The sequence below is a fragment of the Nonomuraea sp. NPDC059194 genome (assembly GCF_042754765.1).
Classification (GTDB): Bacteria; Actinomycetota; Actinomycetes; order Streptosporangiales; family Streptosporangiaceae; genus Nonomuraea.
Genome location: NZ_JBHZBH010000071.1, coordinates 1 through 22631 on the forward strand (window position 1 = coordinate 1; position 22631 = coordinate 22631).

The 22631-nt window shown below is 68.8% G+C and carries 23 protein-coding genes; 11 read left to right on the forward strand and 12 right to left on the reverse strand.

Going from position 1 to position 22631, the window contains the following annotated elements:
- Positions 1-199: 199 nt before the first annotated feature.
- The gene (locus tag ACFXJ8_RS42365; RefSeq protein WP_379650982.1) at positions 200-1282 is read left to right on the forward strand and encodes a DUF418 domain-containing protein; all 1083 of its coding nucleotides are present in this window, start codon (positions 200-202) and stop codon (positions 1280-1282) included.
- Positions 1283-1365: 83 nt separating this feature from the next.
- On the opposite strand, the gene ACFXJ8_RS42370 is transcribed toward ACFXJ8_RS42365, so the two are convergent.
- The 4 genes from ACFXJ8_RS42370 to ACFXJ8_RS42385 form a co-directional block, all read right to left on the reverse strand.
- A complete protein-coding gene (locus ACFXJ8_RS42370) occupies positions 1366-1563 on the reverse strand; it encodes a hypothetical protein (protein WP_379650983.1) in 198 nt (65 codons plus the stop codon).
- Between the two features lie 22 nt (positions 1564-1585).
- On the reverse strand, positions 1586-2518 hold the full coding sequence (locus ACFXJ8_RS42375; protein ID WP_379650984.1) for an EamA family transporter: 933 nt from the start codon (positions 2516-2518) through the stop codon (positions 1586-1588).
- Between the two features lie 98 nt (positions 2519-2616).
- Complete coding sequence (locus ACFXJ8_RS42380; protein ID WP_379650985.1) at positions 2617-3201, reverse strand: TetR/AcrR family transcriptional regulator C-terminal ligand-binding domain-containing protein; 585 nt, start codon at positions 3199-3201, stop codon at positions 2617-2619.
- Positions 3202-3248: 47 nt separating this feature from the next.
- Positions 3249-3374 (reverse strand): hypothetical protein, encoded by a 126-nt coding sequence (locus tag ACFXJ8_RS42385; protein WP_379650986.1) that lies wholly within the window; start codon positions 3372-3374, stop codon positions 3249-3251.
- Between the two features lie 239 nt (positions 3375-3613).
- On the opposite strand from ACFXJ8_RS42385, the gene ACFXJ8_RS42390 reads away from it, so the two are divergent.
- Complete coding sequence (locus ACFXJ8_RS42390; RefSeq protein ID WP_379650987.1) at positions 3614-6766, forward strand: Tn3 family transposase; 3153 nt, start codon at positions 3614-3616, stop codon at positions 6764-6766.
- A gap of 22 nt (positions 6767-6788) precedes the next feature.
- Here ACFXJ8_RS42390 and ACFXJ8_RS42395 read toward each other — a convergent pair whose 3' ends face one another.
- Entirely contained in the window at positions 6789-6998 is a 210-nt protein-coding gene (locus ACFXJ8_RS42395) for a hypothetical protein (protein ID WP_379650988.1), read from the reverse strand.
- On the opposite strand from ACFXJ8_RS42395, the gene ACFXJ8_RS42400 reads away from it, so the two are divergent.
- The gene (locus ACFXJ8_RS42400; RefSeq protein ID WP_379650990.1) at positions 6987-7160 is read left to right on the forward strand and encodes a hypothetical protein; all 174 of its coding nucleotides are present in this window, start codon (positions 6987-6989) and stop codon (positions 7158-7160) included. The genes ACFXJ8_RS42395 and ACFXJ8_RS42400 overlap by 12 nt on opposite strands.
- Positions 7161-7565: 405 nt before the next feature.
- Entirely contained in the window at positions 7566-8048 is a 483-nt protein-coding gene (locus ACFXJ8_RS42405; protein ID WP_379650992.1) for a DUF1579 family protein, read from the forward strand.
- Between the two features lie 51 nt (positions 8049-8099).
- On the opposite strand, the gene ACFXJ8_RS42410 is transcribed toward ACFXJ8_RS42405, so the two are convergent.
- From ACFXJ8_RS42410 to ACFXJ8_RS42420, 3 genes are all read right to left on the reverse strand, one after another.
- Positions 8100-10880: an ATP-binding protein gene (locus ACFXJ8_RS42410; protein WP_379650993.1), complete on the reverse strand. Its 2781-nt coding sequence runs from the start codon at positions 10878-10880 to the stop codon at positions 8100-8102.
- Between the two features lie 364 nt (positions 10881-11244).
- Positions 11245-11775: a hypothetical protein gene (locus ACFXJ8_RS42415; RefSeq protein ID WP_379650995.1), complete on the reverse strand. Its 531-nt coding sequence runs from the start codon at positions 11773-11775 to the stop codon at positions 11245-11247.
- 599 nt (positions 11776-12374) lie between these two features.
- Positions 12375-13253 (reverse strand): LysR substrate-binding domain-containing protein, encoded by an 879-nt coding sequence (locus ACFXJ8_RS42420; RefSeq protein ID WP_379650997.1) that lies wholly within the window; start codon positions 13251-13253, stop codon positions 12375-12377.
- A gap of 119 nt (positions 13254-13372) precedes the next feature.
- On the opposite strand from ACFXJ8_RS42420, the gene ACFXJ8_RS42425 reads away from it, so the two are divergent.
- From ACFXJ8_RS42425 to ACFXJ8_RS42450, 6 genes are all read left to right on the forward strand, one after another.
- Complete coding sequence (locus ACFXJ8_RS42425) at positions 13373-14008, forward strand: disulfide bond formation protein DsbA (protein WP_379650999.1); 636 nt, start codon at positions 13373-13375, stop codon at positions 14006-14008.
- A 47-nt stretch (positions 14009-14055) separates the two neighbouring features.
- On the forward strand, positions 14056-15240 hold the full coding sequence (locus ACFXJ8_RS42430; protein WP_379651001.1) for an MFS transporter: 1185 nt from the start codon (positions 14056-14058) through the stop codon (positions 15238-15240).
- Positions 15241-15253: 13 nt separating this feature from the next.
- Positions 15254-17011, forward strand: a complete 1758-nt coding sequence (locus tag ACFXJ8_RS42435) for an FAD-binding protein (protein WP_379651003.1) — start codon at positions 15254-15256, stop codon at positions 17009-17011.
- 203 nt (positions 17012-17214) lie between these two features.
- Entirely contained in the window at positions 17215-17376 is a 162-nt protein-coding gene (locus tag ACFXJ8_RS42440; RefSeq protein ID WP_379651017.1) for a hypothetical protein, read from the forward strand.
- On the forward strand, positions 17373-17501 hold the full coding sequence (locus ACFXJ8_RS42445) for a hypothetical protein (RefSeq protein WP_379651004.1): 129 nt from the start codon (positions 17373-17375) through the stop codon (positions 17499-17501). The genes ACFXJ8_RS42440 and ACFXJ8_RS42445 overlap by 4 nt, the downstream gene beginning before the upstream one ends.
- Positions 17502-17550: 49 nt before the next feature.
- Positions 17551-19062, forward strand: a complete 1512-nt coding sequence (locus tag ACFXJ8_RS42450) for a transposase (protein WP_379651006.1) — start codon at positions 17551-17553, stop codon at positions 19060-19062.
- Positions 19063-19215: 153 nt separating this feature from the next.
- Here the strand turns inward: ACFXJ8_RS42450 and ACFXJ8_RS42455 are convergent, their stop codons facing one another.
- The 4 genes from ACFXJ8_RS42455 to ACFXJ8_RS42470 form a co-directional block, all read right to left on the reverse strand.
- On the reverse strand, positions 19216-19848 hold the full coding sequence (locus ACFXJ8_RS42455) for a DUF998 domain-containing protein (protein WP_379651008.1): 633 nt from the start codon (positions 19846-19848) through the stop codon (positions 19216-19218).
- A gap of 267 nt (positions 19849-20115) precedes the next feature.
- Positions 20116-20598, reverse strand: a complete 483-nt coding sequence (locus tag ACFXJ8_RS42460; RefSeq protein ID WP_379651010.1) for a Clp protease N-terminal domain-containing protein — start codon at positions 20596-20598, stop codon at positions 20116-20118.
- Between the two features lie 2 nt (positions 20599-20600).
- On the reverse strand, positions 20601-20831 hold the full coding sequence (locus ACFXJ8_RS42465; protein ID WP_379651011.1) for a hypothetical protein: 231 nt from the start codon (positions 20829-20831) through the stop codon (positions 20601-20603).
- A gap of 218 nt (positions 20832-21049) precedes the next feature.
- Positions 21050-21652, reverse strand: coding sequence for a recombinase family protein (locus tag ACFXJ8_RS42470; protein WP_379651013.1), 603 nt, complete (start codon positions 21650-21652; stop codon positions 21050-21052).
- A 95-nt stretch (positions 21653-21747) separates the two neighbouring features.
- On the opposite strand from ACFXJ8_RS42470, the gene ACFXJ8_RS42475 reads away from it, so the two are divergent.
- The gene (locus tag ACFXJ8_RS42475) at positions 21748-22557 is read left to right on the forward strand and encodes a transposase (RefSeq protein ID WP_379651015.1); all 810 of its coding nucleotides are present in this window, start codon (positions 21748-21750) and stop codon (positions 22555-22557) included.
- Positions 22558-22631 lie beyond the last annotated feature (74 nt).

The following is a 22631-nucleotide window of genomic DNA, read 5'->3' on the forward strand; positions in this document are numbered from 1 at the left end:
CCGCCCACTGAGCGGCGGTCAAATCACCACGACCCACCCGAAGATCATCCCAGAAGTAGATCACTCACGTGATCCACTTCTGAAACACGCCCTAGGCGGCCAACATCTGCGCCGAATCGGCCGAAAGTACGGTCGCAGACCGTGAGACCCGACTTGTGGTCGATGTCCGCACCGGGCCGCATCCGCAGGATTGGGCCCCATGCCCTATGAAGATCACTCTCCGGGACTGAACGCCGGAGATCTGACCGGCGCTCCCGGTGTCCCCTCCGCCCGCGCCGAGGCGACGGCATGGGAGACCCCGCAGATGACTTCCCCCGGCCGGCCGCGTATCGCCGCGCTCGACGTTCTGCGCGGGTTCGCGCTGTGTGAGATCCTGCTCGCCAACATCCAGTTGATCGCCGACGGCGGCACCGCCGTCGTGACGCAGCCCATGGGGGACTGGGACCCTTGGCTCGGGCTCCCGATCTTTTCCTTGCTGTTCGGCATCGGGTTCTCGCTGCTGCTGGACTCCGCCGCGCACCGTGTCCCCCGCCCATGGCTGGTCCTGCTGCGCCGGCTTCTGACGCTGCTCGCGATCGGCCTCGTACACATGCTGCTGTGGCCGGGCGAAGTCTTGACCAAGTACGCCATCGCCGGCTTGCTGGTCCTGCTGCCCTCGACCTGGCTGCCGCGGTGGGCCGTGGCCGGCCTTGCCGCCGCGCTCGTGACGGTGGCGGTGATCAGCGGGGGCGGGCCCTTGCTGATTGCCGGGCTGTTCCTGCTGGGCTCGGCACTGGTCCGATACGGGGTGATCGAGAAGATCGAGCGGTCCACCCGAGGGCCGCTCCTGCTGGGCCTGGCTTTCGCGGCGGGACTGGCCTCTGCCCTATGGGTACAGGCCAGCATGCGGGCCGTGGGGGCCACGACGTACCTGCCTGCCACGACCACCCTGGCCGATCTGCTGCTCGCCGGTATATACGTGTGCGTCCTGCTGGTCCTGCTCAGAACGCCGCTGAGACCGGTGCTGCAGTTCGTCTTCGCGCCGCTGGGCCGGATGGCACTGACCAATTATTTGACCGCCACACTCCTCGTTCTGGCGGCCAGCCACATCCTCGGCCTGCCGATCGGCCAGTCGTCGTCGGCGGCGTTCCAGGCCGCGGGAGTGATCCTGGCGGCCCAGTGGCTGTTCTCCGCCCTCTGGCTGCGCCGCTATCGCCAGGGCCCCATGGAGTGGCTCTGGCGCTGGGCCACCTGGGCCCGCCGTCCCGCCCTACGCATCCCACGAGCTGAGCTCATCCCGTGACAATCGGACAATGACCAGGAGCCATCTGAATCGAGAGATCTACGTATGGACCTGTAGGAGCCGCGAGATGCGATTCTTCCCGGCTAACCACCGCGGCCGTCGGGGGGTGAGACTCCCTCCGGCCACCCAACGAAGCCCTTCCAGCCCGTCACCGCGTGAGCGGCGTTGCGGGTCGGGCGGGTGTCGACGCCGTGATCGAGGAGCTTGCCGCTGAACCCGGACGTGCTCGCGGGCCGGCCAGGGACGCGGCCGGGGAACAGCCAGGTGACCGGGACGGCCATGGATCTGGTTTTCAGGTTGGAGCTACTGTCCCCGGCGGTTCAGTTCCAGTACGGCGGGGTTGCCGCTGCCAGACGAGTCGTGTGGCCCCCGTGGGTGGACCGGTCGGGGTTGTGCGAGCAGCGCGGCACCGATAATCACCAGGACTCCGACCATCTGCAGGATCGACAGCGTCTGATGCAGGAACAGATATCCGAGGAGGGTTGCGACGATCGGACTCCCCAAGGCAAGGACAGAGACCGCCAACGCCGGCAACTTCTCTATCCCGCGGAACCAGATCGCATAGCTGATGACCGCGCCCAGGGACATGAGGTAGCCGAACCCGATGATGTTGGTTCCGCTGATGGTGCTCGGCAGCCCTTCGAGGGACAGCGTGAAGGGCAACAACACGAGCCCGCCTGCGATGAGCTGCCAGGCGGTGAAGGAAAGGATCCCCACTCCGTCCGGGCGTCCCCAGAGCTTGGTCAGCGTGATGCCGGTGGCCATGCAGGCCGCTCCAGCCAGCGCCGCCGCCACGCCGACAAGATCCAGCGCCGCTGCCCCTCGGGACACCAGCAACACGACACCGCCTGCGCCGAGGACACAGGCCGCCACGTGTGCGTACCGAATTCGGTCCCCGATGAGCAGCGCTGCCAAGACGAGCACAAACATCGGCTGCGCCGACGTGATCATTCCTGCGATACCGCCCGGTAGGCGATAGGCCGCGACGAACAACAGGAAGTTGAACGCGCCGATGTTGAGCGTTCCGAGCACCAGGGCGCGCCACAGCCAGATCCCGGTCGGCAGCGTACGGGTGAAGGTCAGCAGAATCAGGCCCGCGGGCAGCGCCCGCACGGTGGCGGCCAGCAGCGGACGGTCCGGCGGCAACCACTCGGTCGTCACCAGGTAGGTGGTTCCCCAGATCGCCGGTGCCAGCGCCGTCACACCCGCGGTAAGGAGTTGCCTGCCACTGTTCATGCCGCGCCGTCCTCACCGACGTCGCGGATGCAATGCAACATATGTGGGTTCACGTATAACCGTTTCTCGACGCTGTCCGCAGCTCCGGATAGCGGTTGTCAATGCTGGTGGCGGAGGTGGGCGGGCTGTTCGCTGATCCGCACCAACCGCTCGAAGTCGACGGCCACGCCGCGCAGTACAACGTCCACCAGCGGCCGGACCGAGGAGCGGTCGATCGGCGCGTCACCGAACAGCGCGCGCTGATAGACCACGGACGCCAGTAGGTCCACCAGGAGTTCCGGGTCGACATCGGGCCGCAGGTCGCCCCGCTCGACGGCGCGCTGCACCGCGATGGTGGCGGCGTGCCTGCTTGGCTCCACCAGCACCGCCACCAGGTGCTGATGGAGGTCGGCATCGCCGGCGCAGTCGGCGATCAGTGGCGCGAGGACCCTGGGGGGCAGCCGGTCGTGCAGCGCCGCGGCGAGCAGCTGCACGCTCCGGGTGAGGTCGCACCGGGTGCAGCCTTTGCCCGGCGCCGGCGGCGCCACCAGCACAGACGCCAGCGCGTCGATGACCAGTCGCTGCCGCACGGGCCATCGGCGGCGGATCGCGGCTTTCGTGGTACCGGCCCTGGCTGCGACCGTCTCGATGGCGAACCCGGCGTACCCGGACTCGTGCAGCACCGCCACGGTCGCGGCCAGCACTGCGGCGTCGATCGCTGGATCACGCGGCCGCCCGGCCCCGGCAGGACTCACTGCGCTTCGCCAAGCGCGCAGAACCGGCAGACCGGCCCCTCGGGCACGGTGAAGGGCGCCATACCCGCCTGCCACTCCCCCTCACCCGCGTAGAGCTCCGATGCCCGCTCCACATCCCTCACGACAAACTCCCTATTTCGATCCGCACCGGCTCGGATCGTAATAGGGGTAGGTCGCCAGAAGCAAGGCCGGACTCTGCGGCGGCGTGCCGTGATCGGGGTCTTGGGACTATCCGGCCGGAATTGAACGATAAGCCTCCGCCGCAGGTCAGGGGGTGCGCGCCGAGGCGTCGCGGACGGGTTGATCTCGGTTTGGGCGTACCGGCTGGTAGACGGTCATTGATCTCATACCGTCGCGGTTTATGTCGTTTCAGTACTTGTCTGAGGAACAGAGGGCCCGCTATCGGCGGTTCTTGACGGATCCGTCGCCGGAGGATCTGGAGCGGTTCTTCTACCTGGACGCGGACGCGTTGGCGGAGGTGGCGAAGAAGCGCGGTCCGCACAACCGGCTCGGCTGGGGTCTGCAGTGGGGGACGGCGCGGATGCTCGGCACGTTCCTGGCCGATCCTGGCGATGTCCCGCATGTGGCGGTCGACTACGTTGCCGAGCAGCTCGGGGTGGCGGACCCTTCGTGTATCAAGAACTACGCGGAGCGGCTCCCGACCCAGCATGAGCACGCGCGGGAGATCCGCGAGCTGTTGGAGTTGCGGGAGTTCGCGGAGGCGGAGGCGGAGCTGCGGGTGTTCGTGGCGTCGCGGGCGGCGCAAACGCGGGATTCGCGGCGGGAGCTGTTCGACCGGGCGGTGGTGTGGCTGATCGAGAACCGGGTGTTGCTGCCGGGGATCACGACGCTGGCGCCGCTGGTCACGAACGTGCGGGCGGAGCAGCTGGCTGCGGTCAACGCCCATCTGGTGGAGCAGACGCCGGTGGAGATGCGGCGGGAACTGCTGGAGACCCTGGTCGTGCCGGCGGGGAAGAAGGTATCGCCATTGGAGTGGATGCGTACAGCGGTGGCGCTGTTGTCCGGGGCGGGGATGAAGGAGGCGCTGAACCGGTCCGTGGCGGTGTGGGCGTTCGGTGCGGGCGCGGTCGACGTGGGCGGGGTCGCACCGGTGAAGCTGACGGAGCTGGCCGCCTACGGGATGTCCGCGAAGGCACCGAAGATCGGGCAGTTGAAGGGGAGCCGGCGGGTCGCGACGTTGCTGGCAACGATGCGGCATCTGGAGGGTGCGTCGGTCGATGACGCGCTGCTGCTGTTCGATCTGCTGATGTCCACGAAGCTGCTGGCGAGGACGAGTCGGGATGAGAAGAACGCGAAGCTGAAGTCGCTGCCCAAGTTGCGCAAGGCCGCGCTGCAGGCCGAGTCGGCGCTGCGGGCAGCGCTGGACACCCCGATGACCCAGCAGGAAGAGTCCCCGCAGCCCGATGACCAGGCTGGGGAGAGCGCCGAGTCGGGGCCGGTGGTGCGCGAGACGACCGCGTCGGAGATGATCGCACGGATCGCGTCGGTGGTGCCGATCGAGCAGTTGGAGGCGGCGCTCGCGGTGATCAAGGAGTTGGTGCCTCCGGCCGGTGAGGACGAGGATCTGGCGTGGCGGGCGGAGCTGACGAACCGGTTCGCCTCGGTGCGCGGGTTCGTCGAGCTGCTGGCCGACACGATCCCCTGGGGCGGCACCGACGCCGGTGTCCCGGTGATCGCGGCATTGCGGGGTCTGCCTCGCGTGCTGGCGTACGGCAAGCACGCAGGGGTGCAGCACATCGAGGCGCACAAAGATCTGGTGGCGGGGTCGTGGCGGCGGCTGGTGTACGACAACCCCGAGCTCGGCGACCGGCTGATCGACCGGCACGCCTACACCTTCTGCATCCTGGAGGCGCTGTGGTCGGCTCTGCGCAGCAAGGACGTGTACGCCGTCGGCGCGGACAAGTCCGGCGACCCGCGGGCCAAACTGATCCCGGACGCCCTGTGGAGCGTGCACGCGCCGAGCATCCTGACCGCGCTCGGCCTTCCCGCCGACCCGACCGAGCATCTCCGGAAACTGTCCGGCGACCTGGGCGGCATCTATCGCGAGCTGGCCGGCAGCCTGGACGCCAACCCCGCCATCACGATCAAGGACGGCCGGCTGAACCTGGCCCGGCTGGAGGCCGCCCAGCTACCGGAGGCCTACCAGGCGGTCCATGACGCGGTGATGAACATGCTGCCGCGCATCGACTATCCCGAACTGCTGCTGGAGGTCCACGGCCACACCGGCATGTTCGACGCGTTCACCCACATCTCCGGTTCGACGTCGCGGCGCGCGGACCTGGATATCAGCCTGGCCGCGCTGATGGTGGCGCGCTCCTGTAACCTCGGCCTGGGACCGGTGGCCAAGCCCGGCGATCCTGTGCTGAGCATCCACCGGCTGATCAGCGCGGAGAAGGGCTACTTCCACCACGACGGGATGGGCTTGGCGTCGGGGAAGCTGATCGAGAAGCAGGCCGGCATCGACATCGCCCGCGAGGACTGGGGCGGCGGGCTGGTCGCCTCGGCCGACGGGCTGCGGTTCGTGGTCCCGGTCCGCTCCCTGTACGGGCGGCCGAACCCGCACTACTTCGGCCAATCCAAACGGTCCAAGGGAGCGACATGGCTGGCGGTCGTCTCTGATCGGGTGATGGGCCTGGGCGGGTTGCTGGTGCCGGGGACGATGCGGGACTCGCTGTTCATCCTGGACGCTCTGCACCGGCTGGACGCCAAGGAGCAGCCGGAGGTCCTGACGACGGATACGGCGTCGTATTCCGACATCGTGTTCGGTTTGTTCGCGATCTGCGGCTACCAGTTCGCGCCCCGGATCGCCGACATCGGCGACGCTCAGCAGTGGTGGATCGACCCCGCCGACGTCGGAGCGGCCGACAAGCGCACCACCCCGGCGGCAGCCGGGTACGGACGGTTGACCGAACTGAACCTGCGCCGCGTCAACATCGCCTTGATCAAGCAGCACTGGCCGCACATGCTCCAGGTCGCCGGATCCCTGGTCACCAACAAGGTCCGCGCCTACGACCTGATCAAGATGATGACGGCCGACGGCCGCACCACCGGCCTCGGTCACGCCTTCGCCCACTACGGCCGGATTTTCAAGTCGATGCACCTGCTGCACGTCGCCCACCTGGAGGACTACCGCAGGATGATGGGCGCCCAACTGAACATCGGGGAGGGCCGCAACGGCCTGGCGCGGGCAGTATTCTTCGCCCACCACGGCCAGCTGCGCAGGGGCTATGAACGCGGGATGGAAGACCAACTCGGCGCGCTCGGCCTCGGTTTGAACGCGATCATTTTCTGGAACAGCCTCTACATCGACGCCGCGGTGAAGAAACTCGCCGCCGGCGGCATGAAGATCAGCCCGGAGATCAGGGCTCACTTGTCACCGCTGCAGTGGGAACACATCAACTTCCACGGGACGTACCCGTTCAACCGGCCGGAACTGCCCGGCCGGTTGCGGGACCTGCGCGACCCCACCGCCGCCGACGACCCGGAGCTGTGACGATCAGCGCGTCGTGGGCTGGCTACCGGGCTGGGGTCTGGGCCTTCTCGTAGGCCTTGGCCTTGACGGCCAGTTCCTCCAGCACCTCGACAGCGCCCCTCAGCCCTTGGCTGGCCGCGGCCTTCGCCGAGCGATCCCGGCCAAGGTGATCGAAGTCGAGGTGGTGAACGGTCCGTGGAAGCGGCTGGTGTTCGGCCACCCCGTTCACGAGGGTGGCGCGGTGAATCGGCACGCTTACACGCTGGAGCAGTTCTACCGCCATCTCAAGCGCCGCGACATCTACGCCGAGGCCTCCACCAAGTGGCGCAACCCCCAGGCCCAGCTCCTGGAGGGCGAGAAGTGGGAGGCGATCCGGCCGGACGTGCTGACCACGCTCGGCCAAGCGCCCCGGTGAGAACCGCCGGTTCGGCCGCGAGCGGGACGTCGCCGAGCGAGCCGCCGGGGAGCGCCAGGCCGGCGCTCACCAGGATCCGCCGCCGGGGCGCAGCGGCGTGACGGTGACCGACAGCGATTCTCAACACCCCCCGTCCGAAGTCCTCTGCACGGATGGGCGAACCGCCCGGCCGGTGTCGGAAAACGTGTTGAGTCGGAGTGTTCACCAACTCCGACGGCCCCCTATACCGCCGCTGGCCGTTCCGTTGTTGTGCTCGCCCGCTGTCCGGGTGCCGCCGCCAGGCCCGGCCACGTGGTGGCCACGTGGCCGGCACGTGGTGAACAGGTGATCACCACGGATGCCCGACCACCACGTCTCGGCGCAAACTAAGGGCAGTCGGAAATAGACGGACGAAAGAAGGAAACCATGTCGGAGAACACCGAGTTCGAGATGCCGACCCCCGATCCCGCCCTCAAGCGGCTGGACTTCCTGGTCGGCAGCTGGAAGTCCCTCGGGGCGACGGTGGCGGGGCCGATGGGCCCGGCCACCGAGATCACCGGCGAGGAGGCCTTCGAGTGGATGGAGGGCGGCTTCTTCCTGATCCACCGCTGGACGAGCACCTTCGAGGTCGCCGGGACCGAGGTGGCCGACGTTGGCTACGAGTTCTTCGACTACGACCCCGCCACCGGCCGCTACCGCACTCACTTCTTCAACAGCCTCGGCCCGTACGACGACGCGGGCAGCAAGTACCACGGCGGTTTCGAGCAGGACGCCTTCACGGTGACGGGTCCGGCCCGCATCGTCCGTATCCTCAACTCCGACGGCACCATCACGGTCGACTCCGCCGTGCCGATCGGCGATGACCAGTGGGCGCCGATGATGACCTACACCCTTACCAAGATCGGCTAGCTCTGACCTTGGACCGGCCGGCCTGCCGGTGGAGCAGGCGGCCCGGGCCAGCTACGTCGCGGGGCGAACGCGCCGGGCGTCCCTAGTGGACGGTGATGTCCGGCGCAGCCCCAAGGCGGCGAGCTCGGCCTGTCCTTCGAGCCGTCTCGCCGGATGCAGTAGCAGCGTGCAGGCACGTTCGAAGCGAGCGCCCAGCTGTCGCCAGCCTTCGATGGCGGCTTCCAGGGCTACGCAGTCGCCGTGCAGGCGCCCCTGGATGCGTGCCAGGCAGGCGGCGACCCAGTCGTTCTCCCCTGCGTCGGCCTTCAGCGCGCTGAGCCGCTCCTCGGCTTCGGGCAGTCCGCTCATCACGGCGAGCTCGACGGCGGCGGCATGGGCGTACGGCTCGTAGCGTCCGCCGCTGACGTGCTGAAACGCGCGTTCCAGCCGGGCCGGCGCATCGGTGAGGTCGCCGGTGTGGACGGCGATCCTGGCGTCCACGAAGGCAACGAGCGGCGCGAGCTGGGGATTGTAGGGGTTCGGGATGCCGGAGACCGCGCCGACGCGCCCTCGCCACGTCGTGAACCGCTCGCGGTCGCCGAGCAGTCCGTACGCGAGCGCGGTGAAATGCACCGCCGCCGACATCCAGAAAGCCGGCGGACACCCCGCTCGCTGCCAGCTGTCCCACATCGTGGCGGCGTACCGCAGGGCCTCGTCGAACTCACCCGTGAGCACGAGTGCCGGGATCACCTTGCTGGCCGACAGGTAGGGGTGGTCGCCGAGCAGGTCGTCGGCGAGCAGCAGGCGCGCGGTGGACATGGCCTCCGGCAGGGCTCCGGCGGCGACCGCGTCGGCGCACGCGCCACCGTAGGTGTCCTCGATTTCCGGTGCCGAGTAGGGGTCGTCCGCGTCCATGAAGGGCAGCAGGGCGAGCCGTTCGAGGCTGAACCGGTGCGCGTCCCGCAGCCGGCCGGACGTGGCGGCCGCGGTCCGCACGGCGTCGAGGGCGCCGCTGATCAGTACCGGGTCAGCTGTGGCCCGCGCCGCTTGGACGGCCCGCTCGCTCAGCTCCGGGTCGGGGGCGAGCTTCCCGCTGCCGGCGGTCCACGCCGCCGCGCAGGCCAGGCGGGCCGCGATGACGGGATCGGCCGGGTCGCCCGCGGCGGCCGCCTCTTCGAGCAGGTGGCCCAGCCGCTCGCCGGGGATCTCGGTGCGGAACGTGGCAGGGAACCGGCCGGCCAGTTCGACGGCCCGCGCCAGAGCGACCGCCTGGGCGTCACCGTCCCCGGCGGCGCGCGCGTCGGCGGCCGCGGCGAGCCGTAGCTCGAACGCCTGACCGGTGTCGTGCACGACTTGCGCGCAGTCGGCCGCGCTGCGCCGGGCACGGGCCGCGTCGGACAGGGTGGGAGCGTGCTCCGCGGCCAGCCGGTAGTGGCCCAGGGACTCCATCAGGAACCGGCGCGCGTAGGCGAGGCGGCCGAGCGAGCACGCCAGCCGGTACGACGCGGGGTTGGGTCCGGGCGGCGCGGCGACCAGTGCCGTTCGCAGTTCCGCCGCGACGGCGTCGAAGTCATCGCGCCACCGGCCGGCAAGCCGGTCCTCCAGCGCCGCCGCTGTGGTCGCCGCCCAGTCCAGATGGCGGCGCAGGGTCTCGGGCCGTTCACCGCTGACATCGAGCTGTTCGGTGGCGCAGGCGCGGATGGTCGCCAGCAGCCGCCACCGGCTCGCCGGACTCCGCTGATGAATCACCAGGCTCTTGTCCACGAGCCGGCCGAGGACGTCGGCGTTCACGGCCGGTGTGGTCCCGCAGACGGCCGTCACGGCCGCGAGGTCGAAGGACCCGGTGAAGGCCGCCAGCCGCCGGAACAGGATCCGTTCCTCCTCGTTCAGCAGGTCGTGGCTCCAGCCGATCACGGCGCGCAGCGAACGATGCCGGACGGCCGGCCCGCGGCCGCCCGCCAGCAGGCGCAGGTAGTCGCCCAGCGCGGTGAGTAATCCGGTCGCACCGAGTGAGGCGCTGCGGGCGGCGGCGAGTTCGATCGCCAGCGGCAGGCCGTCCAGCCGGGCACAGAGGTCCGCCACGACCGCCGGATCGGCCGCGTAGCCGGGGTCGGCGGCCAGGGCACGGTCCTCGAAGAGCCGCTCGGCGTCGGAGGCCAGCGGGAGCGGCCCGACATTGACGACCCGCTCACCGGGCAGGCCCAGCCGTTCGCGGCTGGTCGCCAGGATCGTGACGTCGGGACACGCCGACCGGATCCGCTCGACGAAACCGGCCACTGCGTCGAGGAGGTGCTCGCAGTTGTCCAGGATCAGCAGCGAACGGCCCCGGCCGAGCCGTTCGGCGATGGTGTCCTCCAGCGGCTGCTGCGACCTCTCGGTCACGCCCAGAGCGGCGGCGACGGCCTGGACGACGAACTCCGCCCCGGCCGGGGCCAGATCGACGAATGTCCCGCCAAGCGCGAACGCGGGGACGGCCGCCTCACCGGCCACCGTCACCAGCCGGGTCTTGCCCACCCCGCCCGGTCCCAGCAGCGTCACCAGCGGGTGGTCCGTCAACGCGGCCAGGACGGCATCGCGTTCCTCGGCGCGTCCGACGAACGAGGTGTGCGCCTGCGGCAGACCGGCGAGCCGGCCCAGGGGAGGTGGCACCTCGTCGGCGATCGTCTGGGCGAGGTCGGCGAGTGCTCTGCGATCCGCGACACCGTACTTGCGCAGCAGCGACGACACGTGTCCTTCGACGGTGCGCACCGTGATGTGGAGCCGGGTGGCGATCTGGGCGTTCGACCGCCACAGACCGAGCAGCGCCAGCACTTCGGCCTCGCGGGCGGACACCTCGACTGGACGCGAACTCATCCCGCTATCATGTCCAACTTCCCACCATCATGGGGAATCCCGAAGGCGAAGACGGCTTCCATCCGGGTGACGAGAAGCGGTGGACCGCCCATGAATGGGGAGCGGACGCCCCGGCCGACAGTGCAGTGCACTGTAGTGCCGGCCCATGAAGAGGATTTCGGACAGGATGTTGAGAATCGTTCGATTCTTCGACACCCCAGCACCGGCATCGAACCCAACGACATCGGAACGATTGATGGCGGCAACTCCGCCCGCGTCGGCCTGCTAACGCCACTGACCGTGCCGTTGTCGATCAAGCCCCGTGAAAGCCCAGAGTTCAGGCGAACCGAAGGATCCTCAGGATGAACTGAAGGGTCTTCAGGCTCTATATGTGTTGTGGACCCTTGGGTTCGTCTCGAATGGAGGGGTTCTGCTCCTCGGCCATGGTGACGAGGAGGGCACGGGCGTTTTCGGCGTAGCGGATGGCGGTCTTGGGGTCGAGGCCGAAGACGGCGGCGAGGTGGAGCGGGTCGGGGCCGTGGGCGAGGGCCTCTTCGAGCTGCCGGTCGACGCGCAGCCGTTCCAGGGTCGCGGCCTGGCCGCGGAGCTTCTTGGTGAAGTAGATGGTGCTAACCGGACCGGTGCCATGGGCGCTCATCTGGTTGATGAGCAGGTGGGGGTTGGCGGTGTTGGGCCAGCGGGTGCGCCGGTAGTCGAGCCATTGGAGCAAGATCTGATGGCTGAACTCGTCGATCGGGCGGGTGCGGCCGGCGATCGTCAGCCGCCGGTTGCCGAGGTCAACGTCGTCGAGGAGCAGCGCGGATGGCGCCGGAGCGGGCGGCGTGAACGGCGGCGAGCATGAGGGCCAGCCGGGCGGCCGGGGTGGTGGCTGCCTCGGCCGCCCGGTCGACGTCATCCTGGTCGAGTCGCTGGGCGAGCCCGTAGGGGTGCTGGCCGACGCGGATGCCTCGGGTGGGGTTGCGGAAGATCTTCCATCGTTATCTTGGGTTGTTGACCTCTTCCGCAGGTCAGAGATCGATGATCTTGTCAGCCACGTAAGGCATGTAGAGCGACCGCCATGAGCCGGGCGCCACGGCTCAGGCTCCTGTGGCTGCCGCGGACCACCATCCGGCCGACTACGGGAAGCAGCGGTCGCACAAGCAACGGCCCTCGCAAGCGCGGTGAGGGCCGTCCGTCGTCCTTCCGGACCGGGACTTCGCGCGAGGTGGACTTCACCAGCGAACTCCCGCGTGCGGTCAGCCGCGAGGAAGGTGTTCGGCGCGACGATCTGGCGCACCGCCGACTACCCTCCCAGCCTGGTCAGCGTGGACACGTCAGCCGGTTCCATGACCGGGTTGCGGGATCCGAGGTCGGCCTTCACCTGCTCGTTCCCGGGCGCGGACGGTCCGCCAGTACCGTGATCGGCCGCGCCGCGAGTGCGTCGACCAGTTCGGGGTTGGGAGGGCCATCGTCATTGCGTCCGGTCGTGGCATCCTCGGCCGCAGCCCCCGGTAGTCAGCGGTCCGGCAGGTCCAGCAGGTCGAGGAACGCGATCGCCGCCGGGGTGCGTCCGGCGCCGCTCCAGATGAGGTACTCGACGCGCATCGGTGCGTCGGTGATCTCGATGGTGGCCAGACCGGTCAGGTGGGGGGCGTAGGCCGAGGGCAGCAGCGCGATCGCCAGCCCCTTCCGCACGAGCCGGGCCATCATGAAGTCCGCGGTGGTGACCTCGAACGCGACCTCACGGCTCAGACCCGCGGCGGCGAACGCCTCGTCCGACTGCGCCCGCGCGGCCGAGTGCGGCGGCAGGTCGATGAAGGTCTCGGTAGAGAGCCGGGCGAGGTCGACGGCCGGTTCGCCCGCCAGCGGGTGGTCGGGGGCGACGACGGCGACCAGCCGGTCCCCAGCGAGTTCACGGGCGTTGACGCCCACCGGTCGCGTGCTGGTGGGCAACCCGAGGAAGGCGACCTCGATCCTGCCCTGTCTGACCTGCTCGGTGAGTTCTTCGCTGCCGCCGACGCGGATGTTCAGCTGGACCTGGGGATATCTGTCGCGGAATCGGCTCAGCGCGTCCGGGATGTCGACGGCGGCCACGGTGGGGATGAGGCCGAGGGCGAGCCTGCCGCGCACCTCGCCGGTCACCGCGGCGACGTCGGCGACCGCCCGCTCCGCGGCGTTGAGGCTCTCGCGGGCCGCGGCCACGAACGCCTTCCCGGCCGGGGTGATGCGCACGTGGCGGCTGGTGCGGTCGAACAGCCGCGCGCCCAGTTCCCGTTCGAGGCTGGCGATCTGGCGACTCAGTGCCGACTGGACGACCAGACACTGCTCCGCGGCGCGGGTGAAGCTGTTCGTCTCGGCGACGGCGAGGACGTAACGCATTTGCTGGAGCTCCATGGATCAATGATGGTTCGGCATCGCTGAAGTGACAACATTGCGTTGGACTCATCGCTGACGCGCCGCAAGACTCGAGTCGTGGCAAGGCCACATCGGACTTCGGAGGTGAACGGATCGTCATGGCTGATGCGCCAGGGAACGTGACCGCGATCGACGTGTGGGTCGATCCGCGCTGTCCGTGGGCGTGGATCACGTCGCGGTGGCTGCTGGAGGTCGAGCGGGTCCGGCCCGTGTGGACACGGTTCCACATCATGAGCCTCTCGGTGCTCAACGAGAACCGGGAGGTGCCGGAGAAGTACCGGCAGGCGCAGCTCGAGGGCTGGGGCCCGGTGCGGGTGTGCGTCGCCGCGGCACAACAGCACGGGGAAGCGGTGCTGCGCCCGCTGTATGAGGCGATGGGAGCGCGGATCCATCTCGAGGGCGCCGGGCTGGGGCGGGACATGATGCTCGCCGCGCTGCGTGCCGTCGCCCTGCCGGACACGCTCGTCGACGCGGCGGAGGACACCGGCTACGACACGGCATTGCGCGCCGGCCACCACGCGGGGATGGCTCCGGTCGGCGGCGAGGTGGGCACCCCCGTCATCCACGTTCCAGGTCCCGCCGGTGACCGGATCGCGTTCTTCGGTCCCGTCGTCACCCCGGCGCCGCGCGGCGAGGCCGCGGGTGCGCTGTGGGACGGGGTCGTCACCGTCGCCGCGACGGACGGGTTCTTCGAGCTGAAGCGCGGCCGCGACCGCGAACCTAGCTTCTCCTGACCTCGCACTCTTTCCCCGCTCGTGCAGGGACGTTCGTAAGGACACATATGACCACTGTCAGTACTGAACCGCGCTCACAGTTCCGGGCGTGGCTGGGCGTCGCGGCCATCACCGCGAGCTTGTTCGTCTTCGTCACCACCGAACTGATGCCCGTCGGGCTGCTCACCCCGGTCAGCGCGGGACTGTCCGTCTCCGTCGGCCTCGCGGGCATGATGGTGACGCTGTACGGCATCTCCGCGGGCGTCGGGGTGCCGTTCCTGGTCGCGTGGAGCCGCACGGTGAACCGCCGCGCGCTCCTCGCCACGCTGTTGGCGATCATGGCGGTCGGCAACCTTGTCACGGCCGTGTCGCCGAACTTCCCGATCGTCCTGGCCGCCCGGCTCGTCACCGGATTCGCGCACGGCGTGTTCTGGGCGATCGGCGTCGCTATGGCGATGCGGCTCGTCCCCGGCGAGAAGGCCAGCAAGGCCGCCGCGGTCGTGCTTTCCGGCATGTCGATCGCCACCGTCGCGGGCATGCCGCTGGGCACGTTCATCGAGAGCCTCACCGACTGGCGCACCACGTTCCTCATCTGGAGCGGTCTGAGCCTGGCGGTGCTCCTTGCCGTCGTGCTCACGCTTCCGTCGCTGCCGTCCCAGAGCGCCATCCCGGTGCGGGAGGTGTTCGCGCTGCCGATCCGGAACGGGCGGCTGCGGGTCGTGATGACCACCGTCGCGCTGTACGTGCTCGGGCACTTCGGCGCGTACACGTTCATCCGCCCCTTCATGGAACAGCGCGCCGGGGCGTCGGCGGCGTGGGTGACCGGGCTGCTGATCGTCTTCGGGGTCGGCGGCGCGGTCGGCAACTTCGTCGCCGGGCACACGGTCAACAAGAACATGCGCGCGACGTTCGTCGTCGCCTGCACCGGGCTCGTCGCCTCGCTGCTGCTGCTCCTGGTGGTTGGCGGCAGCCCTGCGGGTCTGGCGGTCGCCATGGTGGTGTGGGGGGTGTCCTTCGGCGCCGCCAACCTCTGCCAGGTCAACATGATGCTCGCCGCGGCCCCGGACACCTTCGAGGCCGCCATGTCGCTCAACACCATGGGCTACAACATCTCGATCGCACTCGGCGCGCTGCTCGGCGGACTGTTCGCGGGCGGCTTCGGGACCATCGGCGCAGTGTGGTTCGGCGTCGCGTTGACGGTGACCGCACTGCTGACTGCCTTCGGCTCGCACCGCGACGCCGCGCACACCTGAAAGAGGCACACACGTGAACACCAGCACGCACAGCCGGGCGATCCGCGTGACGGCACTGGACCACATCGTCCTGAACGTCAGGGACGTCGACCGTTCGCTGCGGTTCTACCGCGACATCCTGGGCCTCGAGGCGGAGCGGGTCGACCAGTGGCGCCGCGGCCAGGTCTCCTTCCCCTCGGTCCGCATCGACGCGGCCACGGTCATCGACCTCGTAGAACGTCCGCGCGGGGAGTCCAATGTGGACCACATCTGCCTGGTCGTGGCGCCGCTCGACTGGCCGGCGGTCATCGACGCCGGGATCCTCGACGTGGTCCAGGGCCCGGTCGTCCGCTCGGGCGCCCGCGGCGACGGCCAGTCGATCTACGTCCGCGATCCCGACGGCAACACCGTCGAACTCCGCTGGTACCCCCAGGACCTCGACCAGCTCCCGCTCGACGGCGAGCTCGTGCGCGACCCGGCCACCCGCGAGCGGGCCGCGGCCGACTTCGGCCACGTTGTGCACACCGTCCCCGAGGCGGTGCTCCGCCCCGGCTCGGTCGCGGACGTCGCCGCCGTCGTGCGGTGGGCGGCCGGCGCCGGCAGGCAGGTCGCTGCCCAGGGCGCGCGGCACTCGGTGTACGGCCGGTCCCAGGTCGGTCGCGGCGTTGTCGTCGACATGTCCGGACACAACACGATCCACCACGTCGGCGCGGACCGGATCGTCGTCGACGCGGGCGCGACCTGGCGCGACGTCCTCACGGCCGCGCTCCGCGACGGCCGCACCCCACCGGTCCTCCCCGAGTACCTCGACCTGACGATCGGCGGCACCGTCACCGTCGGCGGCGTCGGCGGCACCAGCTGGCGGCAAGGCGTTTTGAGCGACTCCGTGCTCGCGCTCGAGGTCGTCACCGGCGACGGACACGTCCGCACCTGCTCACCCGACGAGCACCCGGACCTGTTCGACGCCGTGCGCGCCGGACTCGGCCAGGTGGGCGTCATCACGCGGGCGACCCTGCGACTGACGGCGGCGCCCGAGACGGTCCGCAGGTACCAGCTCGTCTACTCCGACCTCGACACGATGCTCACCGACCAGCGCCTGCTCCTCGACGAGGGCAGGTGGGACTACCTCCACGGCCGCGCCGTCCCCGGCCGGGAAGGCGGCTGGACCTACCTCGTCGACGGGTCGGCGCTGTTCTCCGGCGAGGTGCCCGACGACGCCATGCTCGCGGGACTTGCCGACGACCGCGCGAAGGCGACCATCGGCACACACGACTACCGCACCTACACCGACCGGTTCACGCCCCTGGAGAACGCGCTGCGCGGCGTCGGGCGCTGGGATTCCCCGCACCCCTGGCTGTTCACCTTCGTCGGTGCGTCCCGCGCGGGTGCGGTCCTGGCCGAGACGCTCGCCGGGCTCACGGTCGGCGACCTCGGCGACCTCGGCGACCTCGGCGTCGTCTCGGTCCTGCCACTGCGGACGAGCGCCGTGCGCAGCCCGCTGTTCCGGCTCCCCGCGGAGCCGGTGGCGTTCGCGATGAACCTCATGCGAATTCCGACACCGGGCCCCGCCGACACGGTCGCCGCCATGGTGGCCGGCAACCGCGCCGTGTACGAGCGGGTCGTCGCGGCGGGCGGCACGCTCAACCCGGCCAGCGCCCTGCCCATGTCCGCCCGCGACTGGCAGGCCCACTTCGGCCCGGTGTGGGACCGGCTCGCCGCCGCCAAGCGGGCGTACGACCCCGGCCGCGTCCTCACCCCCGGCTACGAGGTGTTCCCGAGGCGGGACGGGTGAGGAGTTTTTGTCACCGGCGCACAACGGTTCGCCGTGAACTTGTACCCGGAACTCAATTCCGTCGGTTTGTTCCGTGCCGCTGTGACATTCGGCTCCCGTGTGCCGATAAGCATCGCTGCCACCACTCGAGGACGCGCGGGGGTGATTGGGGCAACGCATGACGGTCGAGTATCGACTCGCCAGCAACTGTTACCGAGCTGGAAATCACCGACGACGGAACCGGTTTCGAGGTCGGGCGGTCACCCGGATTCGGGCTCGACGGGATGCGCAAACGCCTGGCCGAGCTGGGCGGCGAGCTGACCGTCACCAGCTCGCCCGGCGACCGAACGCGCATTCTGGCGGTGATACCCCTGGAGAACACATGAAACCATCGATCGTGGTCGACGACCACACCGTGATGCGGGCCGGGGTCATCGCCCTGCTGGCGGGCGAGCACAGCATCGAGGTCGTCGGCGAGGCCGGCGGCCCGCGTACGTCTTCTCGGTGTTGAACGCCCGGCCCGCCCCGCGCACCCCCGCCAGGTACGCGCACGCCTCGACATGCACTACCGGGCGCTGAAGAAGCCCCGGGACCCGAAGGACTTCATTGCCGACCTGCAGACGCGCCACATCGACGCGTTGAAGCGGCTGGACAAGGCGCTGCGCAAGGGCACCTCCGGCGACGTGAAGATCACCAAAAAGAAGGGCGAGCCGTGGATCAGCGTCCCGCCGGTGGTCAAGCAGCCCGAGCCGGAGAACCTGCGCGCGTTGAAGGAGGAGACTGCCCGCCGCTGGGGTGTGATCGACCTGCTCGACCTGATCAAGAACGTCGACCACGCCACCGGCTTCACCGCGGACTTCACCTCGGTCGCCTCCCGCACCGTCACCGACGCCGACGTGTTGCGCCGCCGGCTGCTGCTGTGCACGTTCGGGCTTGGCACGAACATGGGTATCAAGCGCGTCGCCGACGGGACCGCGGCCGTGCCGGGCATGGAGGCCGACACGGAGGCGGCGCTGCGGCGGGTCCGGCGGATGTTCATCAACCGGGACAACCTGCGCTCGGCGATCCGTACGGTGGTCAACAAGACGCTGGAGGCCCGCGACGTCGAGTTGTGGGGGCCGGGCACGGCGTGCGCGTCGGATTCCCGCAAGTTCGGGTCGTGGTCGGCGAACATGATGACCGAGTGGCACCAGCGCTACGGCGGCGCCGGGATCATGGTGTATTGGCACGTCGAACGCAAGAACGTGTGTATCTACAGCCAGGTGCGCTCCACCACCGACTCCGAGGTCGCTTCGATGATTGAGGGTCTGCTCCGGCACCTGACCAGTGCGGAGATCGACCGGCAGTACACCGATACGCATGGCGCCTCGATCGTCGGGTTCGCGTTCTCGCACCTGTTGGACTTCGAGCTGCTGCCCCGGTTGAAGAACGTCGGGTCGGCCCGTCTGTATCGTCCCGGGCTGGCCGAGGGCGAGTCCTGGCCGCGCCTGGACAGCGTCATGTCGGCGAAGGCGATCGACTGGGAGCTGATCTCCAACCAGTACGACCAGATGGTCAAGTACGCGACCGCGCTGAGGCTGGGGACCACCGAGGCGCACCAGATGCTGCGGCGGTTCACCCGCGGCGGCCCCAAGCACCCCACCTACCGCGCCATCGAGGAGCTCGGGCGGGTGATCCGTACCGTGTTCATCTGCGACTACCTCGCCGACGAGGAACTGCGTAGGGAGATCCACGAGGGCCTGAACGTGGTGGAGAACTGGAACTCCGCCAACAAGGACATTTTCTACGGTAAGGCCGGCGACCTGACCGGCGACGACAAGGAACACGTTGAGGTCTCGGCGCTGTCGCTGCACCTGGTGCAAGCCGCGATCGTCTACCTCAACACCCGCATGGTCCAAGCGGTACTGTCCGAGCCGAAGTGGCAGAAAAAGCTCGCCGAAGCCGACCGCCGCGGCCTTTCCGCCCTCTTCTGGACCCATATCAACCTGTACGGGCGGTTCGAACTCGACATGAACAGTCGCCTCGACCTGCCGCCCCTCCCAGGGCCGCAGGAGCTGGAGCAGGCCAGCTGACCACACAGGCTTACTGGCGTGAGGCCAGTTCCTTCGTCGGCCCGCTTGTTACCGACAGAACCAGCGCGCGATTCGCTCCAAGTCCCGGGGATTGATAACAAGGACGTGGCCCTCGTGCTCCAGCTGTACATATGCGTGGGTTGAATTTGATCTTCATGATGTGTGCCGTTCGGCATGGGCATGGGCTGGTTCGGCGGTGTTGCGCAGGCGGATCGCGAGGAGGCTCAGCCAGCCCCAGCCAACGACGATGGTCAGGCGCTGCAGCAGCCCGCCGATCTCGACGAGACCCTCAGCTTGGGCAAAGGCCTGACCGGACAGGAAGAAGCCGATGACGATCAGCACGCCGGTGGCGGCCGAGTAGAAGGCCCATCCGCGGTTGCCCCACCCGGCGAAGCGCCGGGCGAAGACGAAGCACGCGGTCGCCAGCGCGGCGAAGACCAGCAGCGAGAAGGGGAAATCGTGGAGCATGCCGTGCCAGGTGTGCACGCCCTGAGCGGGCGTGTCGAGCGGGTAGCCGCCCACCGGATCGGTCACGAAGACACCGGCGCCGATCAGTCCGATCGCGTACGTCCCGACCAGTAGCGGTCCCCAGGTCGAGGGCCGTCCAGCGGCGTGAAGAGCTCGGTGTATGCCGATGGCGAAAAGAAGCATCAGCAGGCCGGTGATGACGAAGTTGGCGATCTGCATCCACCCGTATGGGCCCAGCGCCAGCGAACTGACCGGATGCTGGAAGGGGTCGTAGTCAGCGCGGGTCGCGCCCTCGATGAGGAAGGCGATGACGAACACGGGCCCGCCGATGGCCCCACATAGGAGGAGGGAGGAATTGGCTCTGAGCATGGTGCGCGGGCGCATGGATCCTTCTCTGTTGATCTGCGAAAGCACTCGAGGCGCTGCATTGGATCGGTGGGGTGTTGCGTCGGGCTTTCGACGTCCGTCCGGACGGGGGAAGGTGACGCTGAGCGTGCTGGCGTACCTCGGCCCGCAGGGTTCTATGACTCATTCACGTCGCTTATGCGGGCGACCAAGGCGGACTGCTCAGTTGGCCTCTGCTCGTCACTCACCCTTGTCTGGCAGCGTCTGCAGGGCGCGCACCATCAGGTCGGCCTGGTCGACACCGGCCAGGGTCAGCGCGCGCGGCACGGTGCCGACCTTGGCCCGCACGATCCCGAGCAGCAGATGTGTGGGTCGCAGATGCTTCTTGCGGGACACGGACCTGAAGCCTCGTTCGAGCGCGAGCTTTGCCGATGCCCCCAGCTGCGACGGACGCTTGGCGGCCCTGCTCGGCTGCGGAAGGTCAAAAGCGGCGGCAAAAACGCCTGCCGCACCCAGGCTGTGCTCGAACTCCCTGTCTAGCGCGTCCCGGATCGCTTGGTGATCGAGTCCGACCGAGGCCAGGACTTCCTGTGGAGCGCCGTCGGCGTTGGCGGCGATCGCCAGGAGGAGGTGGTGGGCCTCGATGGTCGCCGATCCGTCGGCGTGGGCCTCGTGCCCTCCTTGGTCGATGATCGTATTGATGTAGTCGTCGATGGCAGCCATCGTCAGCGCCTCCTCAGTGTGACGCCGGCAGCGATGAGTCGCTTGGCGTGCTTCTTGTGAACTGCTTGCCGCGTCACGCCGAGCGCCTCGGCGACGTGCGGCCAGCTCCATCCGGCGCGCATCGCCTGCTCGACGGCGGCAGCCTCCAGCTGATCGGCCAGGCGCCGCAACGCCGCTACGGCCGCCAGCCCATCTGCGGGCTCTTGGGAAACGGGGATCTCAACAGCAGGCATGCGGTCAACCGTAGTTGACGCCTCAGAATCAGTCAACCTGAGTTGCTAATGCCTGTGTCGACTTCCGAGAGCGCCGGGGTTGATGCGGCGGTGCGGTCATTAGCGGCTGATAATGATCTTGATTTGCCGTAGTAGTGGAGGGTCGTGCCAAGCGGGCAAGCCGGTGAGGTCACAGTTGGGGTCCGCCCCCGACTCTGACCCGGCGGCAAAGTAGCCGGTCAGGGCTTTGTAGGCGTGGCCTTCCTGGTCTGGCGGGGTACGGTCTTGGTCTTGTCGAGGTGTCCGTACACCGTGGATCGGGGAACCCCGAACAGGTCGGCGATCTGTTGGACGGTCTTCTCGCGGGCGTCATAGAGCTGCTGGGCGAGTGCGGCCTGGTCCGGCGCGAGCTTGGGGCGCCGACCGCCAACTCGGCCGCGGGCCCGTGCGGAGGCGAGTCCGTCGTTTGTGTTCGCCACGATCAGCTCGCGCTGCAACTCGGCCAGCACGGACAGCATCCCGAACATCGCCCGGCCCTCCATCGTGGAGGTGTCGATGCCCTGCTCGATCACGTGCAGGCCGATGCCGCGCTCGCGCAGCTCGGCGCCGAGGGTCACCAGGTGGAGCACGGAGCGGGAGAGCCGGTCGAGCCGGGTGACCTTCAACGTGTCGCCCTCGCGCAGCAGCTGCATGACGAGATCGAGCTTCGGGCGCGACGCCTTCGCGCCACTCGCCTTGTCGATGTGGATGTTGTCGCGGTCGACGCCGACCCGCAGCAGGGCGTCGATCTGATGATCGGGGTTCTGGTCGGCGGTCGAGACCCGCGCGTAGCCGATGAGCATGTGTCGGAATCTATCGACCGGACCGTTCACCGACGTTGATTTCCGACGCGTGTTGTCGACACTGTCCACCTGCGGGTTCGTGATCTCAGCGGCGAGTGTCGGCAGACGGTCGTTTGCCGACACGTCGCCGACCCGATCAAGGGTCGTCACTCCACGAACCCGACGACTACGCAGAGCTACTTTGCACTTGGTCGCGCGGACCCGAGTGGAGGGCCAAGTACGCGACCATCATCGTCGATCTTGAAGATCGGAGGCCGGTCGACGTTCTGCTGGGCAGGGAGGCCGGGCTGCTGGCCGAGTGGCTCAGCGGGCATCGGGAGGTGGAGTTCGTCTGCCGGGACCGTGCTCGCGGGTATGCCGAAGCAGCGAGAGTTGGCGCGCCTCAGGCCAGACAGGTCGCTGACCGGTGGCATTTGTGGCACAACCTGTCCGAAGCAGTCGAGAAGACCGTCGCGTCCCATTATGGCTGCGTCAAGGCCGCGTTCGCGGATTTACCGGATGAGCAGCCAGAACCCGCGATGCCGCCCGTGGTGGCACCCGATGGGCATCTTGATGTCCGCGGTCGGCAACGTCGCATGATCGCCATCGTCACCGACCGGTACGCCGCGGTGCAGGAGTTGGTCTCCCAGGGCCGGTCTCTGAAGGGCATCAGCCGTGACCTGGAGTTGGACTACTACGCTGTGCGCCGCTACGCCCGCGCGGAGAGTCTGGAGGAGCTCCTGGTCAAAGCCACCACCCGCGCCAGCCTCCTCGATCCGTGGAAGCCCTACCTGCACCAGCGGATCACCGATGGCTGCGGCAACGCCATGGAGCTGTTCCGTGAGATCCAGGCCCAGGGCTATCGCGGGAGCTCCAGCACCGTCGGCCTCTACGCCCGGCTCCTCAGAGGGCGGTTTGCGAGCTGAAGCCCCCGATGTCACAGTGTGATCGAGTGAATCTGTAGCGTTATGCCTGGCTGGTGGGCGTGGATATGCTGGGA